21 protein-coding genes and 1 tRNA gene are annotated in these 24,233 nt (G+C 66.8%); 14 read left to right on the top strand and 8 right to left on the bottom strand.

What is annotated here, in order from left to right; genetic code table 11:
- Positions 1-2: 2 nt before the first annotated feature.
- The 5 genes from ACFWIX_RS15395 (at position 3) to ACFWIX_RS15415 (ending at position 4,318) form a co-directional block, all read left to right on the top strand.
- A complete protein-coding gene (locus tag ACFWIX_RS15395) occupies positions 3-1,112 on the top strand; it encodes a prephenate dehydrogenase (RefSeq protein WP_377217007.1) in 1,110 nt (369 codons plus the stop codon).
- On the top strand, positions 1,112-1,825 hold the full coding sequence (gene cmk, locus ACFWIX_RS15400; RefSeq protein WP_377217008.1) for a (d)CMP kinase: 714 nt from the start codon (positions 1,112-1,114) through the stop codon (positions 1,823-1,825). Before ACFWIX_RS15395 ends, cmk begins: the two co-directional genes overlap by 1 nt.
- Before the next feature lie 31 nt (positions 1,826-1,856).
- On the top strand, positions 1,857-2,537 hold the full coding sequence (locus tag ACFWIX_RS15405; protein ID WP_377217063.1) for a lysophospholipid acyltransferase family protein: 681 nt from the start codon (positions 1,857-1,859) through the stop codon (positions 2,535-2,537).
- A 10-nt stretch (positions 2,538-2,547) separates the two neighbouring features.
- Complete coding sequence (der, locus tag ACFWIX_RS15410; protein ID WP_377217009.1) at positions 2,548-4,098, top strand: ribosome biogenesis GTPase Der; 1,551 nt, start codon at positions 2,548-2,550, stop codon at positions 4,096-4,098.
- 146 nt (positions 4,099-4,244) lie between these two features.
- Positions 4,245-4,318, top strand: a tRNA-Pro gene (locus ACFWIX_RS15415).
- An 83-nt stretch (positions 4,319-4,401) separates the two neighbouring features.
- Here ACFWIX_RS15415 and ACFWIX_RS15420 read toward each other — a convergent pair.
- Entirely contained in the window at positions 4,402-5,271 is an 870-nt protein-coding gene (locus ACFWIX_RS15420) for an Fpg/Nei family DNA glycosylase (protein WP_377217010.1), read from the bottom strand.
- Between the two features lie 169 nt (positions 5,272-5,440).
- Between ACFWIX_RS15420 and gcvH the strand changes: the two genes are divergently transcribed.
- The 5 genes from gcvH to ACFWIX_RS15445 all read left to right on the top strand — a co-directional run bounded on the left by gcvH (position 5,441) and on the right by ACFWIX_RS15445 (position 8,525).
- Positions 5,441-5,827, top strand: coding sequence for a glycine cleavage system protein GcvH (gcvH, locus tag ACFWIX_RS15425; RefSeq protein WP_377217011.1), 387 nt, complete (start codon positions 5,441-5,443; stop codon positions 5,825-5,827).
- Positions 5,828-5,979: 152 nt separating this feature from the next.
- On the top strand, positions 5,980-6,453 hold the full coding sequence (locus tag ACFWIX_RS15430; protein WP_377217012.1) for an FHA domain-containing protein: 474 nt from the start codon (positions 5,980-5,982) through the stop codon (positions 6,451-6,453).
- Between the two features lie 23 nt (positions 6,454-6,476).
- A complete protein-coding gene (locus ACFWIX_RS15435) occupies positions 6,477-7,193 on the top strand; it encodes a MerR family transcriptional regulator (protein ID WP_377217013.1) in 717 nt (238 codons plus the stop codon).
- Positions 7,193-7,696: a bifunctional nuclease family protein gene (locus tag ACFWIX_RS15440; protein WP_377217014.1), complete on the top strand. Its 504-nt coding sequence runs from the start codon at positions 7,193-7,195 to the stop codon at positions 7,694-7,696. Before ACFWIX_RS15435 ends, ACFWIX_RS15440 begins: the two co-directional genes overlap by 1 nt.
- A gap of 235 nt (positions 7,697-7,931) precedes the next feature.
- Entirely contained in the window at positions 7,932-8,525 is a 594-nt protein-coding gene (locus ACFWIX_RS15445; RefSeq protein ID WP_377217015.1) for a MerR family transcriptional regulator, read from the top strand.
- Between the two features lie 95 nt (positions 8,526-8,620).
- Here the strand turns inward: ACFWIX_RS15445 and ACFWIX_RS15450 are convergent, their stop codons facing one another.
- Positions 8,621-9,430 carry a ParA family protein gene (locus ACFWIX_RS15450; RefSeq protein WP_377217016.1) on the bottom strand — a complete coding sequence of 270 codons (810 nt, stop codon included), beginning with the start codon at positions 9,428-9,430 and terminating at the stop codon, positions 8,621-8,623.
- 315 nt (positions 9,431-9,745) lie between these two features.
- Here ACFWIX_RS15450 and ACFWIX_RS15455 point away from each other — a divergent pair, with 315 nt between their 5' ends.
- On the top strand, positions 9,746-13,141 hold the full coding sequence (locus ACFWIX_RS15455; protein WP_377217017.1) for a pyruvate carboxylase: 3,396 nt from the start codon (positions 9,746-9,748) through the stop codon (positions 13,139-13,141).
- 78 nt (positions 13,142-13,219) lie between these two features.
- On the opposite strand, the gene ACFWIX_RS15460 is transcribed toward ACFWIX_RS15455, so the two are convergent.
- On the bottom strand, positions 13,220-15,037 hold the full coding sequence (locus tag ACFWIX_RS15460) for an AMP-dependent synthetase/ligase (RefSeq protein WP_377217018.1): 1,818 nt from the start codon (positions 15,035-15,037) through the stop codon (positions 13,220-13,222).
- Between the two features lie 178 nt (positions 15,038-15,215).
- Between ACFWIX_RS15460 and ACFWIX_RS15465 the strand changes: the two genes are divergently transcribed.
- The gene (locus tag ACFWIX_RS15465; RefSeq protein ID WP_377217019.1) at positions 15,216-16,289 is read left to right on the top strand and encodes an ROK family glucokinase; all 1,074 of its coding nucleotides are present in this window, start codon (positions 15,216-15,218) and stop codon (positions 16,287-16,289) included.
- A gap of 12 nt (positions 16,290-16,301) precedes the next feature.
- Here ACFWIX_RS15465 and ACFWIX_RS15470 read toward each other — a convergent pair whose 3' ends face one another.
- From ACFWIX_RS15470 to ACFWIX_RS15480, 3 genes are read right to left on the bottom strand one after another with little or no spacing between them, the layout of a single operon-like run.
- Positions 16,302-16,790 (bottom strand): hypothetical protein, encoded by a 489-nt coding sequence (locus tag ACFWIX_RS15470; RefSeq protein WP_377217020.1) that lies wholly within the window; start codon positions 16,788-16,790, stop codon positions 16,302-16,304.
- Positions 16,777-17,565 carry an alpha/beta hydrolase gene (locus ACFWIX_RS15475; RefSeq protein WP_377217021.1) on the bottom strand — a complete coding sequence of 263 codons (789 nt, stop codon included), beginning with the start codon at positions 17,563-17,565 and terminating at the stop codon, positions 16,777-16,779. The genes ACFWIX_RS15470 and ACFWIX_RS15475 overlap by 14 nt, the downstream gene beginning before the upstream one ends.
- Positions 17,562-18,350 (bottom strand): alpha/beta hydrolase, encoded by a 789-nt coding sequence (locus tag ACFWIX_RS15480; protein ID WP_377217022.1) that lies wholly within the window; start codon positions 18,348-18,350, stop codon positions 17,562-17,564. Before ACFWIX_RS15480 ends, ACFWIX_RS15475 begins: the two co-directional genes overlap by 4 nt.
- A gap of 112 nt (positions 18,351-18,462) precedes the next feature.
- Between ACFWIX_RS15480 and ACFWIX_RS15485 the strand changes: the two genes are divergently transcribed.
- The gene (locus tag ACFWIX_RS15485) at positions 18,463-19,191 is read left to right on the top strand and encodes a lysophospholipid acyltransferase family protein (RefSeq protein ID WP_377217023.1); all 729 of its coding nucleotides are present in this window, start codon (positions 18,463-18,465) and stop codon (positions 19,189-19,191) included.
- 62 nt (positions 19,192-19,253) lie between these two features.
- Positions 19,254-20,648 (top strand): class II 3-deoxy-7-phosphoheptulonate synthase, encoded by a 1,395-nt coding sequence (locus tag ACFWIX_RS15490; protein ID WP_377217024.1) that lies wholly within the window; start codon positions 19,254-19,256, stop codon positions 20,646-20,648.
- Between the two features lie 45 nt (positions 20,649-20,693).
- Here the strand turns inward: ACFWIX_RS15490 and pknB are convergent, their stop codons facing one another.
- Together pknB and ACFWIX_RS15500 are read right to left on the bottom strand one after the other, a co-directional pair.
- On the bottom strand, positions 20,694-22,682 hold the full coding sequence (gene pknB, locus ACFWIX_RS15495; RefSeq protein ID WP_377217025.1) for a Stk1 family PASTA domain-containing Ser/Thr kinase: 1,989 nt from the start codon (positions 22,680-22,682) through the stop codon (positions 20,694-20,696).
- Between the two features lie 92 nt (positions 22,683-22,774).
- Entirely contained in the window at positions 22,775-24,145 is a 1,371-nt protein-coding gene (locus ACFWIX_RS15500; RefSeq protein WP_377217026.1) for a LysM peptidoglycan-binding domain-containing protein, read from the bottom strand.
- Positions 24,146-24,233 lie beyond the last annotated feature (88 nt).

A 24,233-nucleotide genomic window follows, 5' to 3' on the forward strand; every position in this document is an offset into this window, starting at 1 on the left:
GCATGGCCGCCTTCCACAGCGCCGGCCGCGGCCACCTGGACGGTCCGGTTGTGGTCCTTGGTACGGGCCTGCTCGGAACCAGCATCGGGCTGGGCCTGCGTGGCCGGGCAATCCCGGTCTTCCTGTCAGACCCGTCGCCCACCAACCAGGCGGTGGCGGTGGACATCGGCGCAGGCCGGCCGCTGGCCGAAATAGGCGACGCCATGCCGCAATTGGTCGTCGTGGCGGCCCCGCCGGATGTCACTGCTGACGTGGTCGCCGGTGCCCTGGCGGACTATCCCGCCGCGGTGGTGGTGGACATCGCCAGCGTCAAGGCGGAGATCCTGGCGGACCTGCAGGGCATGGAGGCTGACCTGACCCGGTACGTGGGGACCCACCCCATGGCCGGCCGCGAGAAATCCGGCCCGGTCGCTGCCCGCGGGGAACTGTTCACCTCCATGCCGTGGGTGCTGTGCCCCGGTCCGGAGACCTCTCCCGAGGCGCTGCAGACCGCACGGTCGCTCGCGATGGACCTCGGCGCCGTCGTCTCCCAGTTCACACCTGAGGAGCACGACGAAGCCGTGGCCCTGGTATCCCACCTGCCGCAGGTCATGTCCTCGCTCCTGGCCAGCCGGTTGCAGGGGACCCCCCTGCACGCGCTGTCCCTCGCCGGCAACGGCCTGCGGGACGTGACCCGGATCGCTGCCAGCGACCCCACGCTGTGGGTCCAGATTCTCGGGGGCAACGCCGGAAAGATCGTCGAGATCCTTTACGGCGTGCGCGAGGACCTCAATCGCCTGATCAACACCCTCGAGGACCCCACCGCCCCCGGAGCCCGCCTGGACCTTGCCCAGCTGATCAGCGAAGGCAATGCCGGCCAGGCCCGGATCCCGGGCAAGCACGGCGGGCCCCCGCAGGCGTATGCGTGGCTCACGGTCCTGGTGGACGACAAGCCCGGCCAGATCGCGCGCCTCCTCACGGAGATCGGTGAAATCGGCGTGAACCTCGAGGACCTCCGGCTGGACCACTCGGCCGGCCAGAACGTCGGCATGGTGGAAATTTCCGTCCTGCCGAACAAGCACGACCACCTGATTGAAGCCCTCAACGACCGCGGATGGCGGGTACTGCAGTAATGACACAGGAAGTTCTCGACACCATGCCCGCTTTGCGCATTGGCCGGCCCCTGGTGGTCGCCATTGACGGTCCTTCCGGCTCCGGCAAGTCCAGCGTGAGCAAGGAAGTGGCCCGGAGGCTGCGCCTCGCCTACCTGGACACCGGCGCCATGTACCGCGCCCTGACCTGGTACTGCCTTTCCAACGGTATCGACCTCGAAGACGGCGCCGCCGTGGAACAGGCCTCGCGGGACTTCGTGCTGGACCAGAGCACGACTCCCCAGGAGGAATACGTCCGCGTGGGCGGCGTGGATGTCACCGACGCCATCAGGGAACCGGCCATCTCGGCCGCTGTCAGTGCGGTGGCCACGACCCTCGGCGCCCGGACTGAGCTGATCCGGCGCCAGCGGGAACAGATCGAAAAGCACCACCGCCGCATGGTGGTTGAAGGCAGGGACATCACCACCGTCGTCGCGCCCGGCGCAGAGGTGCGCATGCTGCTGACCGCAAGCGAGGAAGCCCGCCTGCGCCGGCGCGGCATCCAGTTGGGCGGAACGCAGAACGCGGCGGAACTCGCGGCGCAGGTCACCCACCGGGACGCTAAGGATTCAACGGTGGTGAACTTCACCCAGGCCGCGGACGGTGTGGTGACCCTCGACTCCTCGGACCTCGACTTCGACCAGACCGTGGACGCGGCCCTGGTGATCGTCACCAAGGTCCTCAACCGTGACTGACCGCGCGGCCGGCCTCCCCGGAACGTGGACCATGGCATGGAGCCGGCCGGTGGGCTGGATCCTGGACAACCTGGTGTACCGGACCACCGTCGCCGGCAGGTCCAACGTGCCCACGGGCGGTCCGGTGATCTTCGCCGGAAACCACATCAGCTTCCTGGACGGTCCTGTCATGTTCGGAGCCGCGCCGCGGCCTATGCATATCCTGGTCAAACAGGAGATGTTCCGCGTCTTCCTGGGCGGCGTGCTCACCGCAGCCGGCCAGCTTCCGGTGGACCGCCGGGGCGGCCGGGCAGCGCTGCAGCGCTGCAGGAACGTGCTCGACGCCGGCCGGTGCGTGGGCATTCTTCCCGAAGGGACCCGGGGGAGCGGTGACGCCTCCGGAATCAACGGCGGGGTGGCGTGGCTTGCCCTCCAGACGGGCGCGCCCGTGGTTCCCGTCGCAATCCTTGGTACCCGCCAGGGCAGCGAACACCTGGACAGCGTGCCGCGTCCGGGCCGCCGGCTCCACGTGAACTTCGGCAGGGCGCTGACCCTCGCCGCCCATGCAGGCGAAAGCGGCCGTGCTTCAATGGACAGGGCGGCGCAGGAGATCCGCGCTGCACTGGCCGGGCATGTCCAGGACGCCATTGAACTCAGCGGGCAGCGGTTGCCCGTATCCAATGATCCGCAAGATGTAGCAGCAGTAGCCGGGACGCCGGCAGATGACCACTAAGGACAGTGCAATGAGCGATACCACGCAGACTCCCGGCCACTACGGCGCCGGGGAAGACGAATACACGCCCGCGGGCACGGACCAGGTGGCCGAACGGCTGGCGGCAATCGACGACGACGAGGCGGAGCTCCGCGCGGCCTCGCTCCGGGCGGGCCTGGAGGACTACGACCTTGACGAGGAAGACGCCGCGCTGCTGAGCGGGGAGTACGGCGACGAGGACTTCGACGGCCCGGTCAAGCTTGACCCAGTCCTCGCCATCATCGGCCGGCCAAACGTGGGTAAGTCCACGCTGGTCAACCGCATCCTGGGCCGCCGCGAGGCCGTGGTGGAGGACACCCCCGGCGTCACCCGTGACCGCGTCATGTATTCGGCGAACTGGAACGGGCGTAACTTCACGCTGGTGGACACCGGCGGCTGGGAGCACGACGCCCGCGGCATCCACGCGCGCGTGGCCGAACAGGCCGAGATGGCCGTGGAACTCGCAGACGCCGTGCTCTTCGTGGTGGACTCCGCCGTGGGCGCCACCGCGACGGATGAAGGCGTCATGAAGATGCTGCGCCGCAGCAAGAAGCCGGTCATTATGGTCGCCAACAAGGTGGACGACTTCGCCCAGGAAGCGGACTCGGCCACACTCTGGGGGCTGGGCTTCGGTGAGCCCTACCCGGTCTCGGCCCTGCACGGCCGTGGCGTGGCGGACCTCCTGGACCACGTCATGGACGTGCTGCCGGAGTTCTCCACCATCGAGGGAGTGGAGCGTTCCGGCGGCCCGCGCCGCATCGCCCTGATCGGCCGCCCCAACGTGGGCAAATCCTCGCTGCTGAACAAGCTGGCAGGATCCGAGCGGGTGGTGGTGGACAACACAGCAGGAACCACCCGCGACCCCGTTGACGAATTCATCGAGCTCGGCGGCCGCACCTGGCGCTTCGTGGATACCGCAGGTATCCGCCGGCGGCAGCACATGGCCCAGGGCGCAGACTTTTATGCCTCCCTGCGGACGCAGGCCGCGCTCGAAAAGGCGGAAGTCGCCGTCGTACTCCTCGCAGTGGACGAGGTCCTCAGCGAACAGGATGTGCGCATCCTCCAGCTGGCTATTGAATCCGGCCGCGCCCTGGTGCTGGCGTTCAACAAGTGGGACCTGCTGGACGACGAGCGACGCCGCTACCTGGAGCGTGAAATCGAACAGGACCTGGCCCACGTGGAATGGGCCCCCCGGGTAAACATCTCGGCCAAGACCGGCTGGCACAAGGACCGCCTGGTTCCCGCACTGGACCTGGCCCTGGAGAACTGGGACAAGCGCATCCCCACCGGACGCCTCAACGCCTTCCTCGGCGAACTCGTCGCAGCCCATCCGCACCCGGTCCGCGGCGGCAAGCAGCCCCGCATCCTGTTCGGCACCCAGGCGTCCAGCCGGCCTCCGAAGTTCGTGCTGTTCACCACCGGGTTCCTGGACCCCGGCTACCGCCGTTTCATCACCCGACGGCTGCGCGAAACATTCGGCTTCCAGGGCACGCCCATCGAGGTCAGCATGCGTGTTCGGGAAAAGCGCGGCAAGAAGCGTTAATTGCGACACACCGCGCCACTGATTCCCGGAAAGTGTCACGAGCACCCTCTGGAATCGTGTAAGCTCTTCTAGGTGGTTCGGCCGGACTGCTGGTGGAAACCATGGAGAAATCCGGGTTCACGCGCAGCGGAGAACGGCGGAACTAACGGGCTGTAGCGCAGCTTGGTAGCGCACTTGACTGGGGGTCAAGGGGTCGCAGGTTCAAATCCTGTCAGCCCGACCGAAAAAGCGGAAGCGCCGGAGATCAACTCCGGCGCTTCCGCTTTTTCGTGCCCTCCCGGTGGCGCTGTTTGCGGCGGTGGCCTATTTGAGGAATTTCGACGTTCTGCGGTCTGCCAGGATCTTGCCGTGGGTTTGGCAGGTGGGGCAGTACTGCAAGGCCGAATCGGCGAACGACACCTCGCGGACGGTATCCCCGCACACCGGACAGGGCTCGCCGGTGCGTCCGTGCACGCGCAGATGGCTGCGCTTAACGTCCTTCAGGTCCTGCGGCGGTTTCCCCGCTGTCTCTGCCAGGGCGTCGCCCAGCACGCTGTGGATGGCATCGTAGAGGACCTGGACGGTGGCGCGGTCCAGCGACTTTGCCGGCGCAAACGGTGAGATCCGGGCCGCATGCAGGATCTCGTCGCTGTAGGCGTTCCCGATCCCGGCGATGACGCTCTGGCTGCGCAGGAGGCCCTTGATTTGCTGCGGACTGCCGCCAAGGATCTCAGCCAGCATGGCGGCGTCGAACGCTTCCGTGAACGGATCCGGGCCCAGCGCAGCGATGCCGGGCACGTCCTGCGGGTCACGCACCACATACAGGGCGAGGCTTTTCTTGGTGCCGGCTTCGGTAAGGTCGAAACCGCGCCGCCCGTCCGGGCCCGTGAAGGCCAGCCGGGCGGCGATGTTGCCCTTGCCCATCCGGAGGGGCCGGTCCGTGGGGGAGTCGGTGAAACGGAGCCAGCCTGCGCGGGCCAGATGGAAGACCAGCGAAACCCCGCCGGCATCTATACAGATGAACTTGCCGAAGCGCCGGACACCGGTCACCGCCCGGCCCTCCAGGTCGCTGTAGGGCGGATCGACGGTCTTGAGCACAGCAAAGGAAACAACCTGTAGTTTTGCCAGGACGGTTCCCCGCAACTGTTCGTCCAGGTAGCGCGCCAGCCCGGCCACCTCGGGAAGTTCCGGCATGGGCGTTACCTGGCCGGGCCGGGAAGGCCTGCAACGGTGCGTAAGCTCATGGCTCCCATCTTGGCAGAAACGCGGGCAGGCGTCCCGGCAGTTGTGCCTATACTTTCAGCGGCGGCCAGTTTTCGTGGCCCCGTTGACATTGGTGTTCGACCCCGATGAAAGGCCCCTGATGAGCAACATTCCCGAAGACCTGTCCTACACCGCCGAACACGAGTGGGTCACTGCTCCCAATGCCGACGGTGTGGTCCGTGTGGGTATTACCGACTTCGCGCAGGATGCCCTGGGCGACGTGGTCTACGCCCAGATGCCGGAAGTCGGGACAACGGTCACGGCCAATGACGTTGTCGGCGAGGTCGAGTCCACCAAGAGCGTCAGTGACATCTATGCCCCGGTGAGCGGCGAAGTGGTGGCACGCAACGAGTCGCTGGACACCGATTCTGCCCTCATCAACTCGGACCCGTACGGCGACGGCTGGCTCATCGAGATCAAACTGGCCGAGCCGGACGCTGTGGACTCGCTGCTCAGTGCATCCGAGTACGAACAGCAGGTAGGCTAAAGCTAACCGGTAATTCCGGTCCGGCCCACGGCCACGGCAGTACGTTTTCGCACGTCACCGCCGCGGCCGGGTGCCGGAAGCGGGCCTGCGGCGCAGGCCCGGAGTGTAATTGTTGCCGTGGCCCGGTGCCGCGGCGGGAAGAGGAGGAATCCATGGCTGGCCACACACACAACCCTGCCGACGGGGAACACGGCACGGGTGCGGCCGGGGCGTCGGAGACCACTTCCATCCACCTCACCCCGGTTCGGGAAGAACCCACCATTGCTCCCAAGCTGTCCGTCGAGGAACGCAGTTCCGTTGAGGCGCTCCCTGCCGGCTCCGCACTGCTGGTGGCGCACAGCGGCCCCAACGCCGGAGCTCGCTTCCTGCTGGACTCGGACGTCACTACGGCCGGCCGCCACCCGGACGCGGACATCTTCCTCGACGATGTCACCGTCTCGCGGCGCCACGTCGAGTTCCGCCGCACTGCCCGCGGGTTCGAGGTAGTGGACATGAACAGCCTCAATGGGACCTACGTCAACCACGACCGCGTGGACTCCGTGGAGCTGAAGTCCGGCAGCGAGGTGCAGATCGGCAAGTTCCGCCTCACCTTCTACCTCAGCCCTGCCGGCGCGGGCCGCAGCTGATCCGGGGACCGCTGCCTGTGGCAATGGCACAACCGGACCGCCGGGCACCCCAGGTCCTGAACATCGGGGAAGTCCTCGCCCAGCTCAGCGGAGACTTTCCCGGCATGACCGCGTCCAAGATCCGGTTCCTTGAGGAAAAAGGATTGATCAACCCGCGGCGCACCCCGGCCGGGTACCGCCAGTACGCCGAGAGCGACGTCGAACGGTTGCGTTTCGTCCTGGCCCTGCAGCGCGACCAGTATCTCCCGCTGAAAGTCATCAAGGACTACCTTGATGCCATCGACAGGGGAGACCGCCCCGAAAACCTGCCGCCCGGTGTCGTGGTTTCCCCACGGATCGTCTCTGACGAGCTCGCCGCAGAACTGCAGAACCGCGGCCGGAAACTCTCTGAAGAGCAGCTGCGCGCTGAGTCCGGCGCCAGCGTTCCGCTGCTGCAGTCGCTGCTTAGCTTTGGCCTCATCAGCCACACCAACGGCAAATTCGACGAGCACGCCCTCCAGGTTGCCCGCGCCTGCGTGCAGCTGGAGAGCCACGGCCTCGAACCCCGCCACCTGCGGCCCTTCCAGGCTGCCGCGGAGCGGGAGTTCGGCCTGGTGGAACGCGTCGTGGCGCCCTTGGCGTCCCGGAAGGACTCCGCCTCCCAGGCGCGGGCTGCCGAGGCCGCCCGCGAAATCAGCGACCTTTGCCTCACCCTGCACCGCGCCCTGGTGCAGGACCACATCTCACGCATGGACATCTGATGATTGAAGTCGAGATTGTTGGCGTCCGGATCGAACTGCCGTCCAACCAGCCGCTGGTCCTCCTCCGGGAGCTGCACGGCGAACGGCATGTTCCCATCTGGATCGGCACGCCCGAGGCCAGCGCCATCGCACTGGCACAGCAGGGCGTGGTCCCGCCGCGGCCCATGACCCACGACCTCCTGGTGGATGTAGTGGAGTCGCTCGGCCACTCGGTGGTCAGCGTCAACATCGTGGCCGTGGAGGACAACATCTTTTACGGGCAGCTGCAGTTTGAGAACGGCACCACGGTCAGCTCCCGTGCGTCCGACGCCCTGGCCGTGGCGCTCCGGGCAAAGTGCCGGATCTGGTGTGCGGACTCGGTGATGGAAGAGGCCGGTGTGAGGATCACGGAGCACGATGAGGGCGAGGATGCCCAGCCCAGCCCCACCGTGGATGAAGAACGGGAACTGCGGCGGTTCCGCGAGTTCCTGGACGACGTTGAGCCGGAAGATTTCGACGGCTAAGGTCACGTTAAGGTTAAAGTTCAGCCTGAAAGTTTCGACACGCCACAACGAAGCCGCCAAGGTCTTTGACCTGGAGCCCGGCCGGCCCTAACGTCGAAGTATCAAGTTCCCATTGCTTACGGCAGCCGCGCAAGTCACACTGGAAAGTGCGCCCCGCGAAAATTACACGCATGGTCTTCGGGCCGGACAGGCTGTTGCAATTGATCCCCGGGAGCTTAGGACAAGGAGGATCCCCGTGAGTCCCAAAGGCGAAGCAGGCGGGCTGAAGCAGCCCACAGGCGGTGTTGCTGTGCCCGCGAGTGGTGCCCAGGGCCTACTGTTCACGGAAGACCTTCCCGTCTTGGACGAGGACGCCGGCTACCGGGGCCCCACTGCCTGCAAGGCGGCTGGCATTACGTACCGCCAACTCGATTACTGGGCCCGCACCGGACTGGTCGAGCCCGCGGTCCGCGGCGCAGCCGGTTCGGGTTCGCAGCGGCTCTACGGGTTCCGCGACATCCTGGTCCTCAAAGTGGTCAAGCGGCTCCTGGACACCGGGGTTTCGCTCCAGCAGATCCGCTCCGCGGTGGAACACCTCCGGGAGCGCGGCGTAGAGGACCTCGCGCAGATCACCCTGATGAGCGATGGTGCCAGCGTGTACGAATGCACCTCCGCAGACGAAGTTATCGATCTGGTCCAGGGTGGCCAGGGCGTGTTCGGGATTGCTGTCGGCCGGGTGTGGCGTGAGGTGGAAGGCAGCCTCGCCTCCCTGCCCAGCGAGCATGCAGCCGAGCAATCCTTCCCCGACGATGAACTCAGCAAGCGCCGGGCGGCTCGCAAAATCAGCTAGGCCCGAACCAGGACTGAAACGGCGAAGGCCGCCCTCCATCAGGAGGGCGGCCTTCGCCCGTTGGGGCAGCCAGGCGCTCCGGCCGGCGCGCCTGGCTACCGGGTCCGGGGGCGGAGGCCGCCGGCAGCCATGACGTTTGCCAGCAACTGGTCGAAAAGCGCCGCCGCCGTCTTGGCCGACTCGCCCGGCCAGTGGTGGACAGGATGGGCGGCGCCCTGGATCTGCTGCCAGTTGGCCTGCTCCGGGATTCGGGGGTCCAGGAGCAGGTCCCCGAACATTGCCTCCATTTCCGCGAGCCGGTATGTGTGTTCGGATGACCCGGTCCTCACCCTGTTGGCGACGATGCCGGCGGGGGACAGGTTGGGGGCGAACTCCTGGCGGAACAGTTGGATGGCACGCATGGTCCGCTCGGTTCCCGCCACGGAAAACAGGCCGGGCTCGGCCACCAGGGCAACTTTATCGCTGGCCGACCAGGCCATGCGGGTGAGCCCGTTGAGGGAAGGCGGGCAGTCAACGAGGACCAGGTCGTAGCTCCCTGCGCCGGCGAGCACCGCAGAAAGCCGGCGGAGGTCGCGCCGGCCCAGGTCCGGCCGGTCGTAGATCCCGGTGAAAGCGGAGCCGACGGCGACATCGAGGACGGCGGGTCCGTGTCCGTTCCGGTGGGAAGTCCAGCTACTGCCCACCACGTTGTCTGCGAGCTTCGCCTTGCGGGGGTTCTTGAGCATGCGGCCGATATCCAGCTGGCCACCGGGCTGGACGCCGAGCGCGGTGGTGGCGTCCGCGTGCGGATCCAGGTCCACCACCAGCGTGCTGATTCCCGCGGCCAGCGCCGCAGACGCCAGTCCTGTGGTGACGGAAGTCTTGCCGACTCCACCCTTGAGGCTGCTGATGCTGACTACTTGCACTTGAGAGACCAAAACCTAACGCCGGATGCCGTGTTCGGGGTAGTGTTTGCTCCGGCGGTGCCGAAGCCGGACGGCGCTGCCGCCCCACCCATCATATGTTGATGCGCCGGGGAAACCCGCCTTGGGCGGGCTCCGGCATGGCACCGGGGACGCGTGCAGGTGCTGCTCCAGCGGGCGCCCGTCTGCGGTCCGGGCTGCCGCTGTTCTGGAGATGACGGGGAAATTTGTGATGGCTGACACAAAGATTTGTGTTTGCCCTTGGAGGTCCTAGACACTGTGACCACCCGTTCCACCCCGCAATGATGCAGGAGAAGTATGTTTTCCAAAGTTCTGGTGGCCAACCGCGGCGAAATCGCGATCAGGGCCTTCCGCGCCGGCTACGAGCTGGGCGCAAAGACCGTTGCCGTGTTCCCCCAAGAGGACAGGAACTCCATTCACCGGCAGAAGGCGGATGAGGCGTACCTCATCGGTGAGGAAGGCCACCCCGTCCGGGCTTACCTGGATGTGGCCGAGGTCATCCGGGTGGCCAAGGAATCCGGGGCTGATGCAATCTACCCCGGGTACGGCTTCCTCTCGGAAAACCCCGACCTGGCACGAGCGGCCAAGGAAGCGGGCATCACGTTCGTGGGGCCGCCTGCAGAGGTGCTTGAACTCGCCGGCAACAAAGTTGCGGCACTGAAGGCAGCACGGGACGCCGGGGTACCCGTCCTCAAGTCCAGCGCTCCGTCCAAGGACCTCGACGAACTCGTGGCTGCCGCGGACGAGATCGGATTCCCCGTCTTCGCCAAGGCCGTGGCCGGCGGCGGCGGCCGCGGCATGCGCCGGGTTGACACCCGTGAAGCACTCCCGGAGGCACTCCAGTCCGCCATGCGTGAGGCGGACGCTGCCTTTGGTGATCCCACCATGTTCCTGGAGCAGGCCGTCCTGCGCCCCCGCCACATCGAGGTACAGATCCTGGCGGATGCAGAGGGCAACGTCATGCACCTCTTTGAGCGCGACTGCTCCATCCAGCGCCGCCACCAGAAGGTCATCGAAATAGCCCCCGCACCCAACCTGGATGAGGGTATCCGGCAGGCCCTGTACCGGGACGCGGTCAAGTTCGCGAAGGCATTGAACTACGTGAACGCCGGCACGGTCGAGTTCCTCGTGGACACCGTGGGTGAGCGCGCGGGCCAGCACGTCTTCATCGAAATGAACCCGCGCATCCAGGTGGAGCACACCGTCACCGAAGAAGTCACGGACGTGGACCTGGTGCAGGCCCAGATGCGCATTGCCTCCGGCGAGACCCTCGCGGACCTCGGACTCTCCCAGGAGACCGTAAAGCTGCGCGGCGCGGCCCTGCAGAGCCGCATCACCACCGAGGATCCCGCCAACGGCTTCCGGCCCGACGTCGGGAAGATCACCGGCTACCGCTCTGCCGGTGGCGCGGGCGTCCGGCTCGACGGCGGCACCGTGTACTCGGGTGCCGAAATCAGCCCCCACTTCGACTCCATGCTGGTCAAGCTGACCTGCCGCGGCCGGGACTATCCCGCCGCCGTGGCACGTGCCCGGCGTGCCCTCGCCGAGTTCCGCATCCGCGGCGTGTCCACTAACATCTCATTCCTGCAGGCGGTGCTCGACGACCCCGACTTCATCGCCGGAGACGTCGCCACCAACTTCATCGACGAGCGTCCCCAGCTGCTCAAGGCCAGGGTGTCGGCGGACCGCGGCACCAAGCTTCTCACCTGGCTGGCCGATGTCACCGTTAACAAGCCCAACGGCGAACTGACGGTCCAGTCGAACCCCGCGGACAAACTGCCCAACGTCAAGGACCGGCCCGCGGCCGCAGGTTCCCGGCAGCGGCTCCTGGAGCTTGGCCCCGAAGGATTTGCCCGGGCGCTGCGGGAGCAGACCGCCGTCGCCGTCACGGACACCACCTTCCGCGACGCGCACCAGTCGCTCCTGGCCACCCGGGTGCGGACCCGCGACCTCGTGGCTGCAGGTCCCGCCGTCAGCGCCCTGATGCCGGAGCTGCTGTCCGTGGAGGCCTGGGGCGGCGCCACCTACGACGTTGCACTGCGCTTCCTGGGCGAGGATCCGTGGGACCGCCTCGCGGCCCTGCGTCAGGCCATGCCCAACGTCTGCCTGCAGATGCTGCTGCGAGGCCGCAATACCGTGGGCTACACGCCCTACCCCGAAGAGGTTACGGAAGCCTTCGTGAACGAGGCCGCCGCCACCGGCATCGACATCTTCCGGATCTTCGACGCGCTCAACGACGTCAACCAGATGGCCCCCGCCATCCGCGCTGTCCGTGCCACGGGTACCGCCCTCGCTGAGGTGGCGCTGTGCTACACCGGCGACATGCTGGACCCGGCTGAGAAGCTGTACACGCTGGACTACTACTTGGAGCTGGCCCAGCGGATTGTCGACGCCGGCGCCCACATCCTTGCCATCAAGGACATGGCCGGGCTGCTTCGGCCTGCTGCCGCAGCCAGGCTGGTGTCCGCACTGCGTGAACGCTTCGATCTCCCCGTCCACCTGCACACGCACGACACCGCGGGCGGCCAGCTGGCCACCCTGCTCGCTGCCGTGGATGCCGGCGTGGATGCGGTGGATGTTGCTTCCGCATCTCTGGCCGGTACCACCAGCCAGCCGTCGGCCTCCGCATTGGTTGCTGCCCTGGCCCACACCCCGCGGGACACCGGCCTGAGCCTGGACGCTGTCAGCTCCCTGGAACCGTATTGGGAAGCCGTGCGCCGCGTGTACGCGCCGTTCGAGTCCGGGCTGCCCGGACCCACCGGCCGCGTGTACAAGCACGAAATCCCGGGTGGCCAGCTGTCCAACCTGCGGCAGCAGGCCATGGCGCTGGGACTGGGGGAGCGCTTCGAAGCCATCGAGGACATGTACACCGCCGCGGACCGTATCCTGGGCCACCTGGTGAAGGTCACGCCGTCGTCCAAGGTGGTGGGTGACCTCGCCCTGCACCTGGTGGGCCTGAACGCGGATCCCGCGGACTTCGAAGCCAACCCGCAGAACTACGACATCCCCGACTCGGTGATCGGGTTCCTCTCCGGCGAGCTGGGCGACCCTCCCGGCGGCTGGCCGGAACCCTTCCGCACCAAGGCCCTGCAGGGCCGGAGCGTGAAGGTCCGCGACGTGGAGCTCAGCTCCGAGGACAGCGCCGCGCTGAAGGCCGATTCGAAGACCCGCCAGCAGACGCTGAACCGGCTGCTCTTCGACGGTCCCACCAAGGACTACCTCAAGAGCGTGGAAACGTACGGCAACATCTCGGTGCTGGACACCCGTGATTACCTGTACGGCCTCCAGCGGGGTCAGGAGCACGAGATCCAGCTGGAGCGGGGCGTCCGCCTGATCGCGTCCCTGGAAGCGGTCTCCGAGCCGGATGAGAAGGGCATGCGCACCGTCATGTGCACCCTGAACGGCCAGTCACGCCCCGTGGTGGTCCGTGACCGGTCGGTGGTCAGCAACGTCAAGGCCGCCGAGAAGGCCGATCCCGCCCAGCCGGGCCACGTTGCGGCCCCCTTCGCGGGCGCCGTTACGGTCACCGTCAAGGTGGGCGACACCGTCAACGCCGGAGACACCATCGCCACCATCGAGGCGATGAAGATGGAAGCATCCATCACGACGCCGGTGGGCGGCAAGGTGGCACGCCTCGCCATTTCTGCGGTGGAGCAGGTGCAGGGCGGGGACCTGCTCCTGGTCATCGAGTAACCCTTAAAGCGAAGCGGGGTCGCTCTCCGCCGAATAACAGTGCGTTATCCGGCGGAGAGCGACCCCGCGTTCCTGTTTCTAGTTGGTGTCAGGGCGCTTGGCGCTGTACATATCCTCGATGACGCCCTCAAAGTCCTTCATCACTTGTGCTCGCTTGACCTTCATGGACGGGGTGAGGTGGCCAGACGCTTCCGTGAAGTCCGCGGGCACGATCCGGAAGGACTTGATGGCTTCAGCCTGGGACACGGAGGCGTTGGCTGCGGTGATGATGTCCTGGACAGCCGCCTTGACCACCGGGTTCTGGGCCGCCTGCTCCAGCGTCATGTCACCGGGCAGGCTGTGGCGCTGCAGCCAGCCCGGCAGGGCCTCCGGATCCAAGGTGACCAGGGCGCCGATGAACGGGCGGTTATCGCCGACCACCAGTACCTGCGACACCAGGGCGTCGGCCCGGATCTGGTCCTCGAGCAGCGCCGGAATGACGTTTTTGCCGCCGGCCGTCACGATAATTTCCTTCTTGCGGCCGGTGATCCAGACGAACCCGTCGTCATCGAGCCTGCCGATGTCCCCGGTACGGAACCAGCCGTCGTCGAACGTTTCGTCGGTGAGGTCCGGGCGCTTGTAATAGCCGCGCATCACGCTGACGCCCCTGGCGAGGATTTCGCCGTCCCCGGCGATCCGGACGGCGTTGCCGGGCAGCGGCTTGCCGACCGAACCGATCTTGATCCTGGCAGGCGTATTAACCGAGACCGGCGCGGTGGTTTCCGTCAGGCCGTAGCCTTCCAGCACCTGCAGCCCGATGCCCTGGAAGAAGTGGCCCAGGCGTTCGCCGAGCGGACCGCCGCCGGAGACCGCATGCGAGACGTTGCCGCCCATCGCTGCCCGCAGCTTGCCGTAGACCAGCTTGTCGAAGAGGGCGTGCTTGAGTTTCAGGCCCAGTCCCACGTGTCCGTCCTGCCGTGCTTTGGAGAAGGCAATCGCGGTGTCAGCGGCCTTGTGGAAGATGGCGCCCTTGCCGCCGTCCTCGGCCTTGGTCAGCGCTGAGTTGTAGACCTTTTCGAACACGCGGGGCACGGCGAGGATGAAAGTGGGGCTATAGCTCTGCAGGTCGCCCAGGAGGTTCTTGATGTCCGGCGTGTGCGCCACCGTGGTTCCTGCTGCCATGGCCAGTACCGAGATAAAACGTGCGAAGACGTGGGCCAGAGGCAGGAACATGATGGTCTTGGCGCCTTCGTGGACGATGTCCCCGATGATGCCAAGGGCGTTCTCCGACAATTCCACGAAGTTGCCATGGGTCAGTTCGCAGCCCTTGGGCCGGCCGGTGGTTCCGGAGGTGTAGATAATAGTGGCCAGATCCTGCAGGCCTGCGGCCGAGCGGCGGGCCTCGAGCTCCTCATCGGTCACGCCTCGGCCTGCCTCCCGCAGGGAATCCAGGCCGGCCCCCTCCAGTTGCCAGACGTGTCGGAGGTCCGTGAGGCCCTCGTTGGCTACTGCCTGCCGGATGATGTCCTCATGGTGTGCTGCCTCGCCGAAAGCCGCGACGGCTCCGGAGTCGCCAAGGTTCCAGGCGACCTGGGATGGGGACGAGGTTTCATAGATGGGCACGGACACTGCACCGGCGAACCAGATGGAGAAGTCCACGAGCGCCCATTCATACCGGGTGCGCGACATGATGCCCACCCGGTCGCCGGCGCCCACTCCGCTGGCGATCAGGCCTTTGGCCAGGGCGCTGACGTCGGCCAGGAAGTCGGTGGCGGAGATGTCCTGCCAGGCGCCGGCCGGATCGAGCCGCGAGAACAGCGCCGGGTTGCTGGCCTTGCCCGCCTGTCGCAGAACCAGGTCGGTGATGTTGGTTTCCGGGGGAACAACAACCAGGGGCGGAACACTGAATTCGCGCACTATAGCTCCTTTGATATCCGTGGCCCAAGCAGGGGCATGCCTAAAGACTAGTACGGCTCCTGCGGGCTGTGCAGTACCTAAAGTTACTGGCGAGTAACTTAGTCGTCAATCCCCGTCCATTTGACACGATCAACACCAGTCACATCCGGAAGGACCGCCGGTCCTAGAATGGGGCACTATGTACGCTGCGCCTGCCGGTGCGTCCACCGGTCTCCTGAACACCAGCACGCCCTGGCGGAAGCTGCGTGCTTCCCGCCCTCCCCGGCTGCGCAGCGGAGGCTTTCAGGGCCGGCTGCGTCCTGCCCGCCGCGGACTGGCGATCGGGATCGACATCGGCGGTACCAAGGTGGCCGCAGGTGTGGTGGACCCGGACGGCAGGATCCTGAGCGAAGCGCGGCGCAGCACCCCCGGCAGCGATCCGCGGGCGGTGGAAAGGGTGATCGTGGAGCTGGTGGAAGAGCTGGGCCGCGGCCGCCGGATCCGTTCCGTGGGCATAGGCGCGGCTGGCTGGATGGATATCGACGGCGGCACGGTGCTGTTCAGTCCGCACCTCGCCTGGCGCAACGAGCCCCTCCGCGACAACCTCCAACAGCTGCTGCGCCGCCCGGTTTTTCTTGTCAATGATGCCGATGCCGCGGCATGGGCGGAATGGCGTTTCGGCGCTGGCCGGGGCGAGAGCCGCCTGGTGTGCATCACTCTGGGCACGGGCATCGGCGGCGCCATGGTCATGGACGGGCGCCTCGAGCGTGGGCGTTATGGCGTTGCGGGTGAGTTTGGCCACCAGGTCATCATGCCCGGGGGACACCGCTGCGAGTGCGGCAACCGGGGCTGCTGGGAACAGTACGCCTCGGGAAACGCGCTGGGACGGGAGGCCAGGGTACTGGCTGCGGCCAACTCCCCGGTAGCACAGGATCTCCTGGCCGCAGTGGCAGGTCGGGCCGAGACTATCACCGGAGCCACCGTCACGGAGTTGGCTCTGCGCGGGGACGGCGCATCGCGCGAACTGCTCGACGAAGTGGGCGAATGGCTGGGGCTGGGGCTGGCGAACCTCGCGGCGGCCCTGGATCCGGGACTGTTCGTAATTGGCGGCGGCCTGTGTTCAGCCGGGGACCTCTTGGTGGAACCGGCGCGCAAGGCCTTTGCCAGGAACCTGACCGGGCGCGGGTTCCGGCCGGCGGCGGACATCGAGTTGGCCGCACTGGGACCCAACGCCGGGCTCATCGGGGCGGCGGACCTCTCCCGTATTCGCTGAGGCCTGGTTGGGCTAAACCCGGGCGCCGTCGTCGTCCTCGTCTTTTTCCTGCGGAAGCTGCATGATCAGGTACACCGTGCCCAGGACGAAAGCCGCCACGATGCCAAGGATGGCGGGCAGGGGTGCGGAGCGCCAGAACATGACCGCGAAGAGCAAAGCCACCGGACCGCCCACCGCGGCGAGCCAGGCAAGCATGGTGAGCGGCTCTGTGCCGGCCAGGCTGGGTGGCTCTTCGGGGATGAACCGGCCTTCGTCGTCGTCCACCGCATAGTCACGCGGACCCGGCGCGCCGGGATCCGGCTCAGGCGGGCCTGCGAGTCCGAGGGGGTCGAAGTCGCGGAACGTGGCACGGGGCGTGGCGTCCCCGGCGCGGGACTCTGCCGGGGACGGCGTGCCGGAGTCCTGCCGGCCCCCTTCCAGGCGTGCCACGAGGTCGAGCCAAACGGCGTCCTCGTCCTGGTTGGCGCCCTGGTCCGGCGACTCCGGGTCAGGCCTGTTCATGGCGGGCTTCCTCTCGGGGAGTTTGGGGCTGCAGGCGCCGGATGAAGTCCACCGAGCCTTGGAAGATCTTTTCGGCATCGTGGTCCAGCGTGGCGACGTGGTAGCTGTTTTCCAGCGGCACCAGCTCCAGCGGTGCATGCGTGAGGCCGCGGCGCAGCACCCGGATGCTGGCATCCGAGACCACGTGGTCGCGGGTTGACCGGTACACCTGGACGGGCGCGCCGATCCGGGGGAGCCGCCGGACGGTGTCCTTGAACATCTTGTTCATTTCATGCGCGGCAGCCACGGGAGTCCGGGCGTAGGCAGCCTCATCCATGCCGGGCTTCAGGATGTCATTGGCGATGGCCGGAGTGCTCTTCATAACCAGTTTAAGGATGCCGGCCAGCGGGGCGCGGACATCGTCCACCACCAGTGCCGGGTTCACCAGGATTACTCCGGCTACGGGGCGGGTGGCGGCAACCCGCAGGGCGAGTGCCCCGCCCATGCTCAGGCCTGCGGCAAACACCTGCTCGCATTCGGCATCCAGCTCATGCCAGGCCTGGTCCAAAGCATCATGCCACTGCTGCCAGCGGGTCCGGGACAGGTCCTGCCAGGTGGTGCCGTGCCCGGGCAGCAGCGGCATGCGCACGGCGAAGCCGGCCTCTGCCAGCGCCTCGGCCCAGGCCCGGAGTCCGTGCGGGCTGCCCGTAAAGCCATGGGAGAGGACCACGCCGGTCCGGGGGCCGCGGAGGCCGGCAGGACTGCGGAACGGGCTGTGGTCCGGAACGGACGTCATGGAGTCTCCAGGGCGTTGGTGTGGCGTGCGTAGGCGTGGAAGAACGCGCTTGATCCCGCGAAGACCAGGGGCGCATCAACGTCCAGCGTAGCCACATGACCGCTGCCGGCAAGATCCACCACTTCGGTGATGTGCGCGCCCAGGCGCCGCTGCAGGAGGGCCAGGGAGGTTGGCGGGACCACGGCGTCGGTCCGCGACTTGAAGACCTGGACCGGGGCGTCTATCCGGCCAAGACCCCGGGCGGCCGCGCCGAAAAGCTTCTTGAGCTCATGTACTGCTGCCAGGGGCGTGCGGGAATAGTCGCCATCGTAGGTGGCGGCCGCCGTCGGCTGCTCTTCCTCAATGGGAAGCGTGGTCCGCTGGAAATACTTCAGGACACCGATCACCCGTATGCGGCGGTCGTAGAAGCTCAAAGCGGGGTTTACCACGGATACTCCGGACACCTGGTGCCGAGAGGCGGTCAGGAGCGCCACCGCTCCGCCCATGGAAAGGCCGGCAGTGAAACAGGAGTCGGTCCGGCTCCGAAGGTCCAGGAAGGCGGCTTCGTAACTGCGGTACCAGTCGCGCCATCCGGTCCGTGCCAGCTGCTGCCAGTCCGTGCCATGGCCGGGGAGAAGCGGAACGGACACCGCATACCCCTGGGCGGCCAGGTGCTCCGCCCACGGCAGGACGCTGAGCGGGCTCCCGGTGAAGCCATGGCAGATGGCTATTCCGGTGCGGGCGTTGATACCGTGCCCGGGATAGCTGAAAGCCGCAGGTCGGGGCGGAACGCTGCTTTCGGTCATGCGTCCATCGTGTCACTCTTCCGGACAATTCTCACTAGAGTAGGGTTGCATTGAGCTGCCCCCAGGCCTGAGCAGAAGGCCTTGAAAGCTGCCGTCCGGAGAGGTTCGCCACGTGTTTTATTGGGTCATGAAAAGGATCTTCCTGGGTCCGGTGATCAAGCTGTTGTTCCGCCCTTGGGTGAAGGGCCTGGATAACATTCCGGCCCACGGCGCAGCCATTATCGCCTCGAACCACCTGTCATTCTCCGACTCCATCTTCATGCCGCTAATGGTCCGCCGTCCCGTGGTATTCCTCGCAAAGTCCGAATACTTCACCGGCACCGGCATCAAAGGCCGGCTTACCGCGCTGTTCTTCCGGCTCACCAACCAGCTGCCCATGGACCGCTCCGGCGGCGCGGCGTCCGCGGTTTCGTTGAACGCAGGGATGGAAGTGCTCACCCACGGCGGCCTGCTGGGAATCTACCCGGAAGGTACCCGAAGCCCGGACGGACGGCTCTACCGGGGCAAGGTGGGCGTTGCCAGGCTGGCACTTCAGGCGGGAGTCCCGGTGATTCCGGTGGCGATGATCGGAACGGATAAGGTACAGCCCATCGGAAAGCGCCTGCCCAACATCCGGCGGATCGGCATGATCTTTGGCGAACCGCTGGACTTCAGCCAATACCGGGGCCAGGCGGAGGACCGGTTGGTGCAGCGCCAGGTCACAGACCAGATCATGTTCGAGCTGATGCGCCTTTCCGGGCAGGAGTACGTCGACGAATACGCTGCCGCGGTCAAGCTCCGGCTGGCCGCGGAGTCGGCAGAACGCAAAGAGCCCGGCGCGGCAGCGTCCGGGGGCGTGTGACGCGCAGGGTCCACAGCGTGACAGGACAGTGTCGGGGACCGGAACACGGGCGCTAGTCTTAGATGGTGACTGAGCTATCTGCAAAACCCGCCTTTTCCCTGTCCAGCACCGCCCAGAGCGGAGCGGCCGACTATCCAGGCCTCGACGACTGGCGGAACCTGCCCATCTCCCAGCAGCCCACCTGGCAGGACAAGGCCGTTTTTGACGCCTCCGTGAAGGAACTTTCCGTTCTCCCGCCCCTGGTCTTCGCCGGTGAAGTGGACGTCCTCCGGGAACGGCTCGCGGCCGCCGCGCAGGGCAAGGCCTTCCTGCTCCAGGGCGGTGACTGTGCGGAAACCTTCGAAGCCGCCACCGCTGACAAGATCAGCGCCCGTGTCCGGACCATCCTCCAGATGGCCGTTGTGCTGACGTACGGTGCCGCGATGCCGGTCATCAAGATGGGGCGTATGGCCGGCCAGTTCGCCAAGCCCCGCTCCTCGAACGATGAAACGCGCAACGGTGTCACGCTGCCGGCCTACCGCGGCGACATCGTCAACGGTTACGAGTTCACCCCGGAATCGCGCGGCCACGACGCGGCGCGCATGCTGCGCGCATACCACACGTCCGCTTCCACCCTGAACCTGATCCGTGCCTTCACGCAGGGCGGCTTCGCGGACCTGCGTTCGGTGCACCAGTGGAACAAGGGATTCACGGAAAATCCCGCACACGCCCGTTACGAATCCCTGGCACGGGACATTGATCGTGCCATCAAATTCATGGACTCCTGCGGCGCCGACTTCGAAGCCCTTAAGCGGGTGGAATTCTTTGCCAGCCACGAGGCGCTACTGCTGGACTATGAGCGTGCACTCACCAGGATCGATTCCCGCACCGGGTTCCCGTACGACACCTCGGCACACTTCCTGTGGATCGGGGAGCGCACCCGCGAACTGGACCACGCCCACGTGGACTTCCTCTCGCGCGTCCGGAACCCGATCGGCGTGAAGCTTGGCCCCACCACCACCGGCGACGATGCCCTGCGCCTCATCGACAAGCTGGACCCTGAGCGCGAGCCCGGCCGCCTGACCTTCATCACCCGCATGGGGGCGGGGAACATCCGCGAGAAGCTGCCCGCCGTCGTCGAAAAGGTCACCGCCTCCGGTGCCCAGGTGCTGTGGGTCACCGACCCCATGCACGGCAACACCGTTACCTCTCCGAACGGCTACAAGACCCGCAATTTCGACGACGTCATCGACGAGGTGCGCGGGTTCTTCGAAGTGCACCACGCGCTGGGCACGGTCCCGGGCGGCCTGCATGTCGAAATGACCGGTGACGATGTGGCCGAGTGCCTGGGCGGCGCAGACCCCATCGACCAGGAAGCCTTCCTTGACCGGTACGAATCCGTCTGCGACCCCCGGCTGAACCACATGCAGTCGCTGGAGATGGCCTTCCTCGTGGCAGGCGCACTCGCCCGGCGCTGATCCGCGGATCCCCGCAGTGGCGGTGGTGCGGGCGGAGCGTTCCGCCTACACCACCGTCAGGGTGATGACCGAGCCTTCAGGGACCGAGGTATCCACCGGGTCCTGGTCGCGGACCGTCCCGAAGAAACCGCCCAGGATGTTGTTCACCCGGACCTCGAATCCGAGCGCTTCCAGGGCCTTGCGCGCGTCCGCAGCCTGCTTGCCGATGTAACTGGGGACGTCAACCATCCGGGGGCCCTTGGAAAGTGTCAGGGTAACCGTCCCGCCGCGCGTCAGCGTTCCGTTGGAGGGCGACTGGCTCACCACCGCCCCCTTGGGTACCTTGCGGTCGAAGACCTCCTGGGCGGCAACTTCCGCAGACAGTCCCGCATCCTCGATCGCCTTCACCGCGTCGCTCCGGTCCCGGCCCACCACTGAGGGGACAGGGATGGGCCTCGGTCCCTTGGAGACCACGAGGGCAACGGGAGTACCTCGGCGGACGTCAGTTCCTGCCGCCGGATTTTGGGAAAGGACGACGCCGGCTGCGACGTTCTCGTCGAAGCGTTCGGTGACGGGGCCCATCGCCATTTCAGCGCGCTTCACTGCGGCCCGGGCTTCAGCCAGGGTTTGGCCTGCCAGTTTCGGCAGTGGGAACAGCTGAGGTCCCTTCGAAACAAACAAGGACACCGGCTGCAGCTTACGGACCTCCTGGCCGGCATCGGGGTCGCTGCCCACCACCAGGCCCGCGGGGACGTCGTCGTCGAAAACATCACTCGTGCTGGAACGGAATCCCGCCTGTTCCAACACCTGCTGGGCCTGCGCTACGGTCTTGTTGGCGACGGCAGGAACCGTCGCCGCCGAGCCTGGCCCCATGCCGAAGAACCACCCCGCCCCGGTGGCGAGCAGGGCGAGGAGGACCAGCAGTACCACCCACAGGGCCCCACGCCGCCGCGGGTTACCCTCGCGCAGGCTCCGGGCGGGGGTGGCGGCGGCCCGGGCGCGGGCCTGCTCCTCTTCGCGTGCCGCCTTCTTCAGGGCGCGCTTGCCCGGCGTGGCGGGAACGTGGGCATCCGGGCGCCGGCCGAACGGCATCGCGGCAGTGGGGTTGGCCGCCCGGGAGATGATTTCGGTGGGGGCGCTGCCTGCCGCCGCGGGGGCTGGCGGCGCGTCTCGGTGGTGTGCGGCGGGCGGGTGGAGGTCCAGTTCAGCGTCGCTGAGGTTCGTTCTGATGTGGCGCAGTTCCTGCAGCAGGGCGGTTGCATCGACGGGCCGGTGCTCGGGGTCGTTGGCCGTGCACCATTGCACCAGCTCGTCAACCTCGGCGGCCAAACCGGGGACCACATCCGAGGGTGGCGCCACCGTTCCGTTGACGTGCTGGTACGCCACCTGGATGGGCACTTCGCCTTCGAACGGCTGGCGGCCCGTGAGCATTTCATAGAGCATGATGCCCACGGAGTAGACGTCGCTGCGGGCATCGGCCGGATTGCCCAATACGAGTTCGGGGGAAACATAGGCGACGGTGCCGATCAGGGTGCCGGTGCTCGTGGACGCCGTGACGGCGCGGGCCAGGCCGAAGTCTCCTACCTTGATCCGGCCGTCGTCTGCGATGAGCACGTTTTCGGGTTTAACGTCCCGGTGGATGAATCCGGCCTCGTGCGCAGCAGCGAGTCCCTCCACCACCGGATCAATGAGCGCCAGCGCAAGACGCGGCGGCAGGGCGCCCTTCTCGTTGATGACATCGCGCAGCGTGTGGCCCGGGATGTACTCCATGACCAGGTATGCCGTCCGGCCGTCGATGCCCTGATCCAGGACACCCACCACGTGGGGGTGCGAAAGCCGGGCAGCCGCCTTGGCCTCCCGGGCCAGCCGGTCCAGGAACGAATCGTCCGCGGCCAGTTGGGGATGCAGGACCTTCAGGGCGACATCCCGGTCCAGCCGTCGGTCCGTCGCAAGGTAGACCGTTGACATGCCGCCTCCGGCCACCCGCGAGCGGACAGCGTAGCGGTGGTCCACGAGCGTTCCTACGAAGGGGTCTGCGGCAGGTTCGGTCACCATACGATCCTAATCGGCAATGAAACGGGTCCGGACCGTTACCGGTCCGGACCCGTCGGCGTGTGTCGCAGCCGCCCGCACAGAAGCGGTGGTGGTCAGCTGAAGTTTTTCTGATGCGCCTTGATGGCGGCGACGTATGCCTTCGTGTCCCTGTACATTCCGTATTTGCTGACCGAATACTGCCCCTGGTAGTAGCCGGCGATGGCCAGGTCCTTGGTCTTGCTGGTGGCAAGGAGCTGTCGAATGATGGCAACGCCAGCCGTCACATTGTCCTGCGGGTTGAGCAGGTTCAGCTTCCGGCCCACAAGGTCGGAGGCCCATTCGCCCGAGCTCGGGATCACCTGCATGGTGCCGATGGCGTTGGCAGGCGAGACCGCGCGCTGGTTGAACCCCGACTCCTGGTAGGCGAACGCCAGCGCGAGGGACGGCTCGACGCCCATCCTGCGGGCGGTGTCTGCCACGATGGCCCGCATCTGATCCCTCGTGGGCACCGGAGACGCGTTGAGCAGGGCCTTGTTGGCATTGGCCGAGCTCACGACGGCCGGGGGATAGGTGAACCCGAGGAAAGTACTCGGGACCAGGGGCTTGGTTGCAGCTGCCGGCTGAAGCGGGGATGTGGTTGCGGCACCCGGGATGGCCAGCTTGTTGCCCGGGTAGATAATGGAGCTCATGCTCAGGCGGTTCGCAGAGAGCAGGGCGGAGAGTTTGACCCCGTGCCGCGATGCGATGGCGGAGAGTGTGTCGCCGGCCCTGACCGTGTAGGAGCCGGCGGAGGCTTTAGGCCTTGCTGCTTTCACGGGTGCCGGGGCAGGAGCGGATGCCCGGGCAGGCGCAGCTTTGCCGGTACCGATCTTGATCTTCTGGCCCGGGTAAATGATCGAACGGGCCGACAGGTTGTTCCAGGCGAACACGTCGGTAAGCCTCACGCCATGCCGGGCAGCGATGGCACCCAGGGTATCGCCGGCCCTGACGGTGTACTTGGCCCCGGGCGCTGCGACCGAAGGGCGGGCCGCCGGAGCTGCGGCCGCCTTGCGTGGCGCCGGGGCGGCAGCTGCCTTTCCGGACAACTTGATCTTCTGCCCGGGGTAGATGATCGTACTGGCCTTTAAGCCGTTCAGCCTGAGGATCTCACCTGTGTTCAGCCCGAACCGCCTGGCGACAGCGCTGACGGTGTCTCCGCGGGCGATGGTGTAGCTAGCGGGCGCTGAAGGCCGTGCGGGCTGCAGCGCAGAGGGGATGGCGGCGGACACCGCGGCGGCGGGAATGACCGGCGCAGCTGCCTGTGCTGCCTGTGCCTTCATGGCTGCCGTTAGGGTCGCGGGTACGGCCCGGGTGGGCTTCTCCGCCGCGGCAGGCTCGGCGAGGGCCAGGGAAGACAACACGACTGCCGGCAGCGCCGCCGTGGTTGCGGCGATCATCGGCAGACTCGGCCTGGGGTACTGCTTAGGCGAGTGGGACGTCGTCATGGAAGGAATCCTCTTCTCAACTGCGGAGCGGTCCGGCATCGGGGTGCTTGTCCGATACTAGTGTGACTTAAGTGAATAGTGTTATGAC

The organism is Pseudarthrobacter sp. NPDC058362, from assembly GCF_042723515.1.
Lineage (GTDB): Bacteria > Actinomycetota > Actinomycetes > Actinomycetales > Micrococcaceae > Arthrobacter.

Excerpts from the sequence above, each read along its gene's own strand:
- ACFWIX_RS15395 (WP_377217007.1), top strand. The coding sequence starts at position 3 with ATGGCCGCCTTCCACAGCGCCGGCCGCGGCCACCTGGACGGTCCGGTT.
- cmk (WP_377217008.1), top strand. The coding sequence starts at position 1,112 with ATGACACAGGAAGTTCTCGACACCATGCCCGCTTTGCGCATTGGCCGG.
- ACFWIX_RS15405 (WP_377217063.1), top strand. The coding sequence starts at position 1,857 with ATGGCATGGAGCCGGCCGGTGGGCTGGATCCTGGACAACCTGGTGTAC.
- der (WP_377217009.1), top strand. The coding sequence starts at position 2,548 with ATGAGCGATACCACGCAGACTCCCGGCCACTACGGCGCCGGGGAAGAC.
- ACFWIX_RS15420 (WP_377217010.1), bottom strand. The coding sequence starts at position 5,271 with ATGCCGGAACTTCCCGAGGTGGCCGGGCTGGCGCGCTACCTGGACGAA.
- gcvH (WP_377217011.1), top strand. The coding sequence starts at position 5,441 with ATGAGCAACATTCCCGAAGACCTGTCCTACACCGCCGAACACGAGTGG.
- ACFWIX_RS15430 (WP_377217012.1), top strand. The coding sequence starts at position 5,980 with ATGGCTGGCCACACACACAACCCTGCCGACGGGGAACACGGCACGGGT.
- ACFWIX_RS15435 (WP_377217013.1), top strand. The coding sequence starts at position 6,477 with ATGGCACAACCGGACCGCCGGGCACCCCAGGTCCTGAACATCGGGGAA.
- ACFWIX_RS15440 (WP_377217014.1), top strand. The coding sequence starts at position 7,193 with ATGATTGAAGTCGAGATTGTTGGCGTCCGGATCGAACTGCCGTCCAAC.
- ACFWIX_RS15455 (WP_377217017.1), top strand. The coding sequence starts at position 9,746 with ATGTTTTCCAAAGTTCTGGTGGCCAACCGCGGCGAAATCGCGATCAGG.
- ACFWIX_RS15465 (WP_377217019.1), top strand. The coding sequence starts at position 15,216 with ATGTACGCTGCGCCTGCCGGTGCGTCCACCGGTCTCCTGAACACCAGC.
- ACFWIX_RS15470 (WP_377217020.1), bottom strand. The coding sequence starts at position 16,790 with ATGAACAGGCCTGACCCGGAGTCGCCGGACCAGGGCGCCAACCAGGAC.
- ACFWIX_RS15475 (WP_377217021.1), bottom strand. The coding sequence starts at position 17,565 with ATGACGTCCGTTCCGGACCACAGCCCGTTCCGCAGTCCTGCCGGCCTC.
- ACFWIX_RS15480 (WP_377217022.1), bottom strand. The coding sequence starts at position 18,350 with ATGACCGAAAGCAGCGTTCCGCCCCGACCTGCGGCTTTCAGCTATCCC.
- ACFWIX_RS15490 (WP_377217024.1), top strand. The coding sequence starts at position 19,254 with ATGGTGACTGAGCTATCTGCAAAACCCGCCTTTTCCCTGTCCAGCACC.
- pknB (WP_377217025.1), bottom strand. The coding sequence starts at position 22,682 with ATGGTGACCGAACCTGCCGCAGACCCCTTCGTAGGAACGCTCGTGGAC.
- ACFWIX_RS15500 (WP_377217026.1), bottom strand. The coding sequence starts at position 24,145 with ATGACGACGTCCCACTCGCCTAAGCAGTACCCCAGGCCGAGTCTGCCG.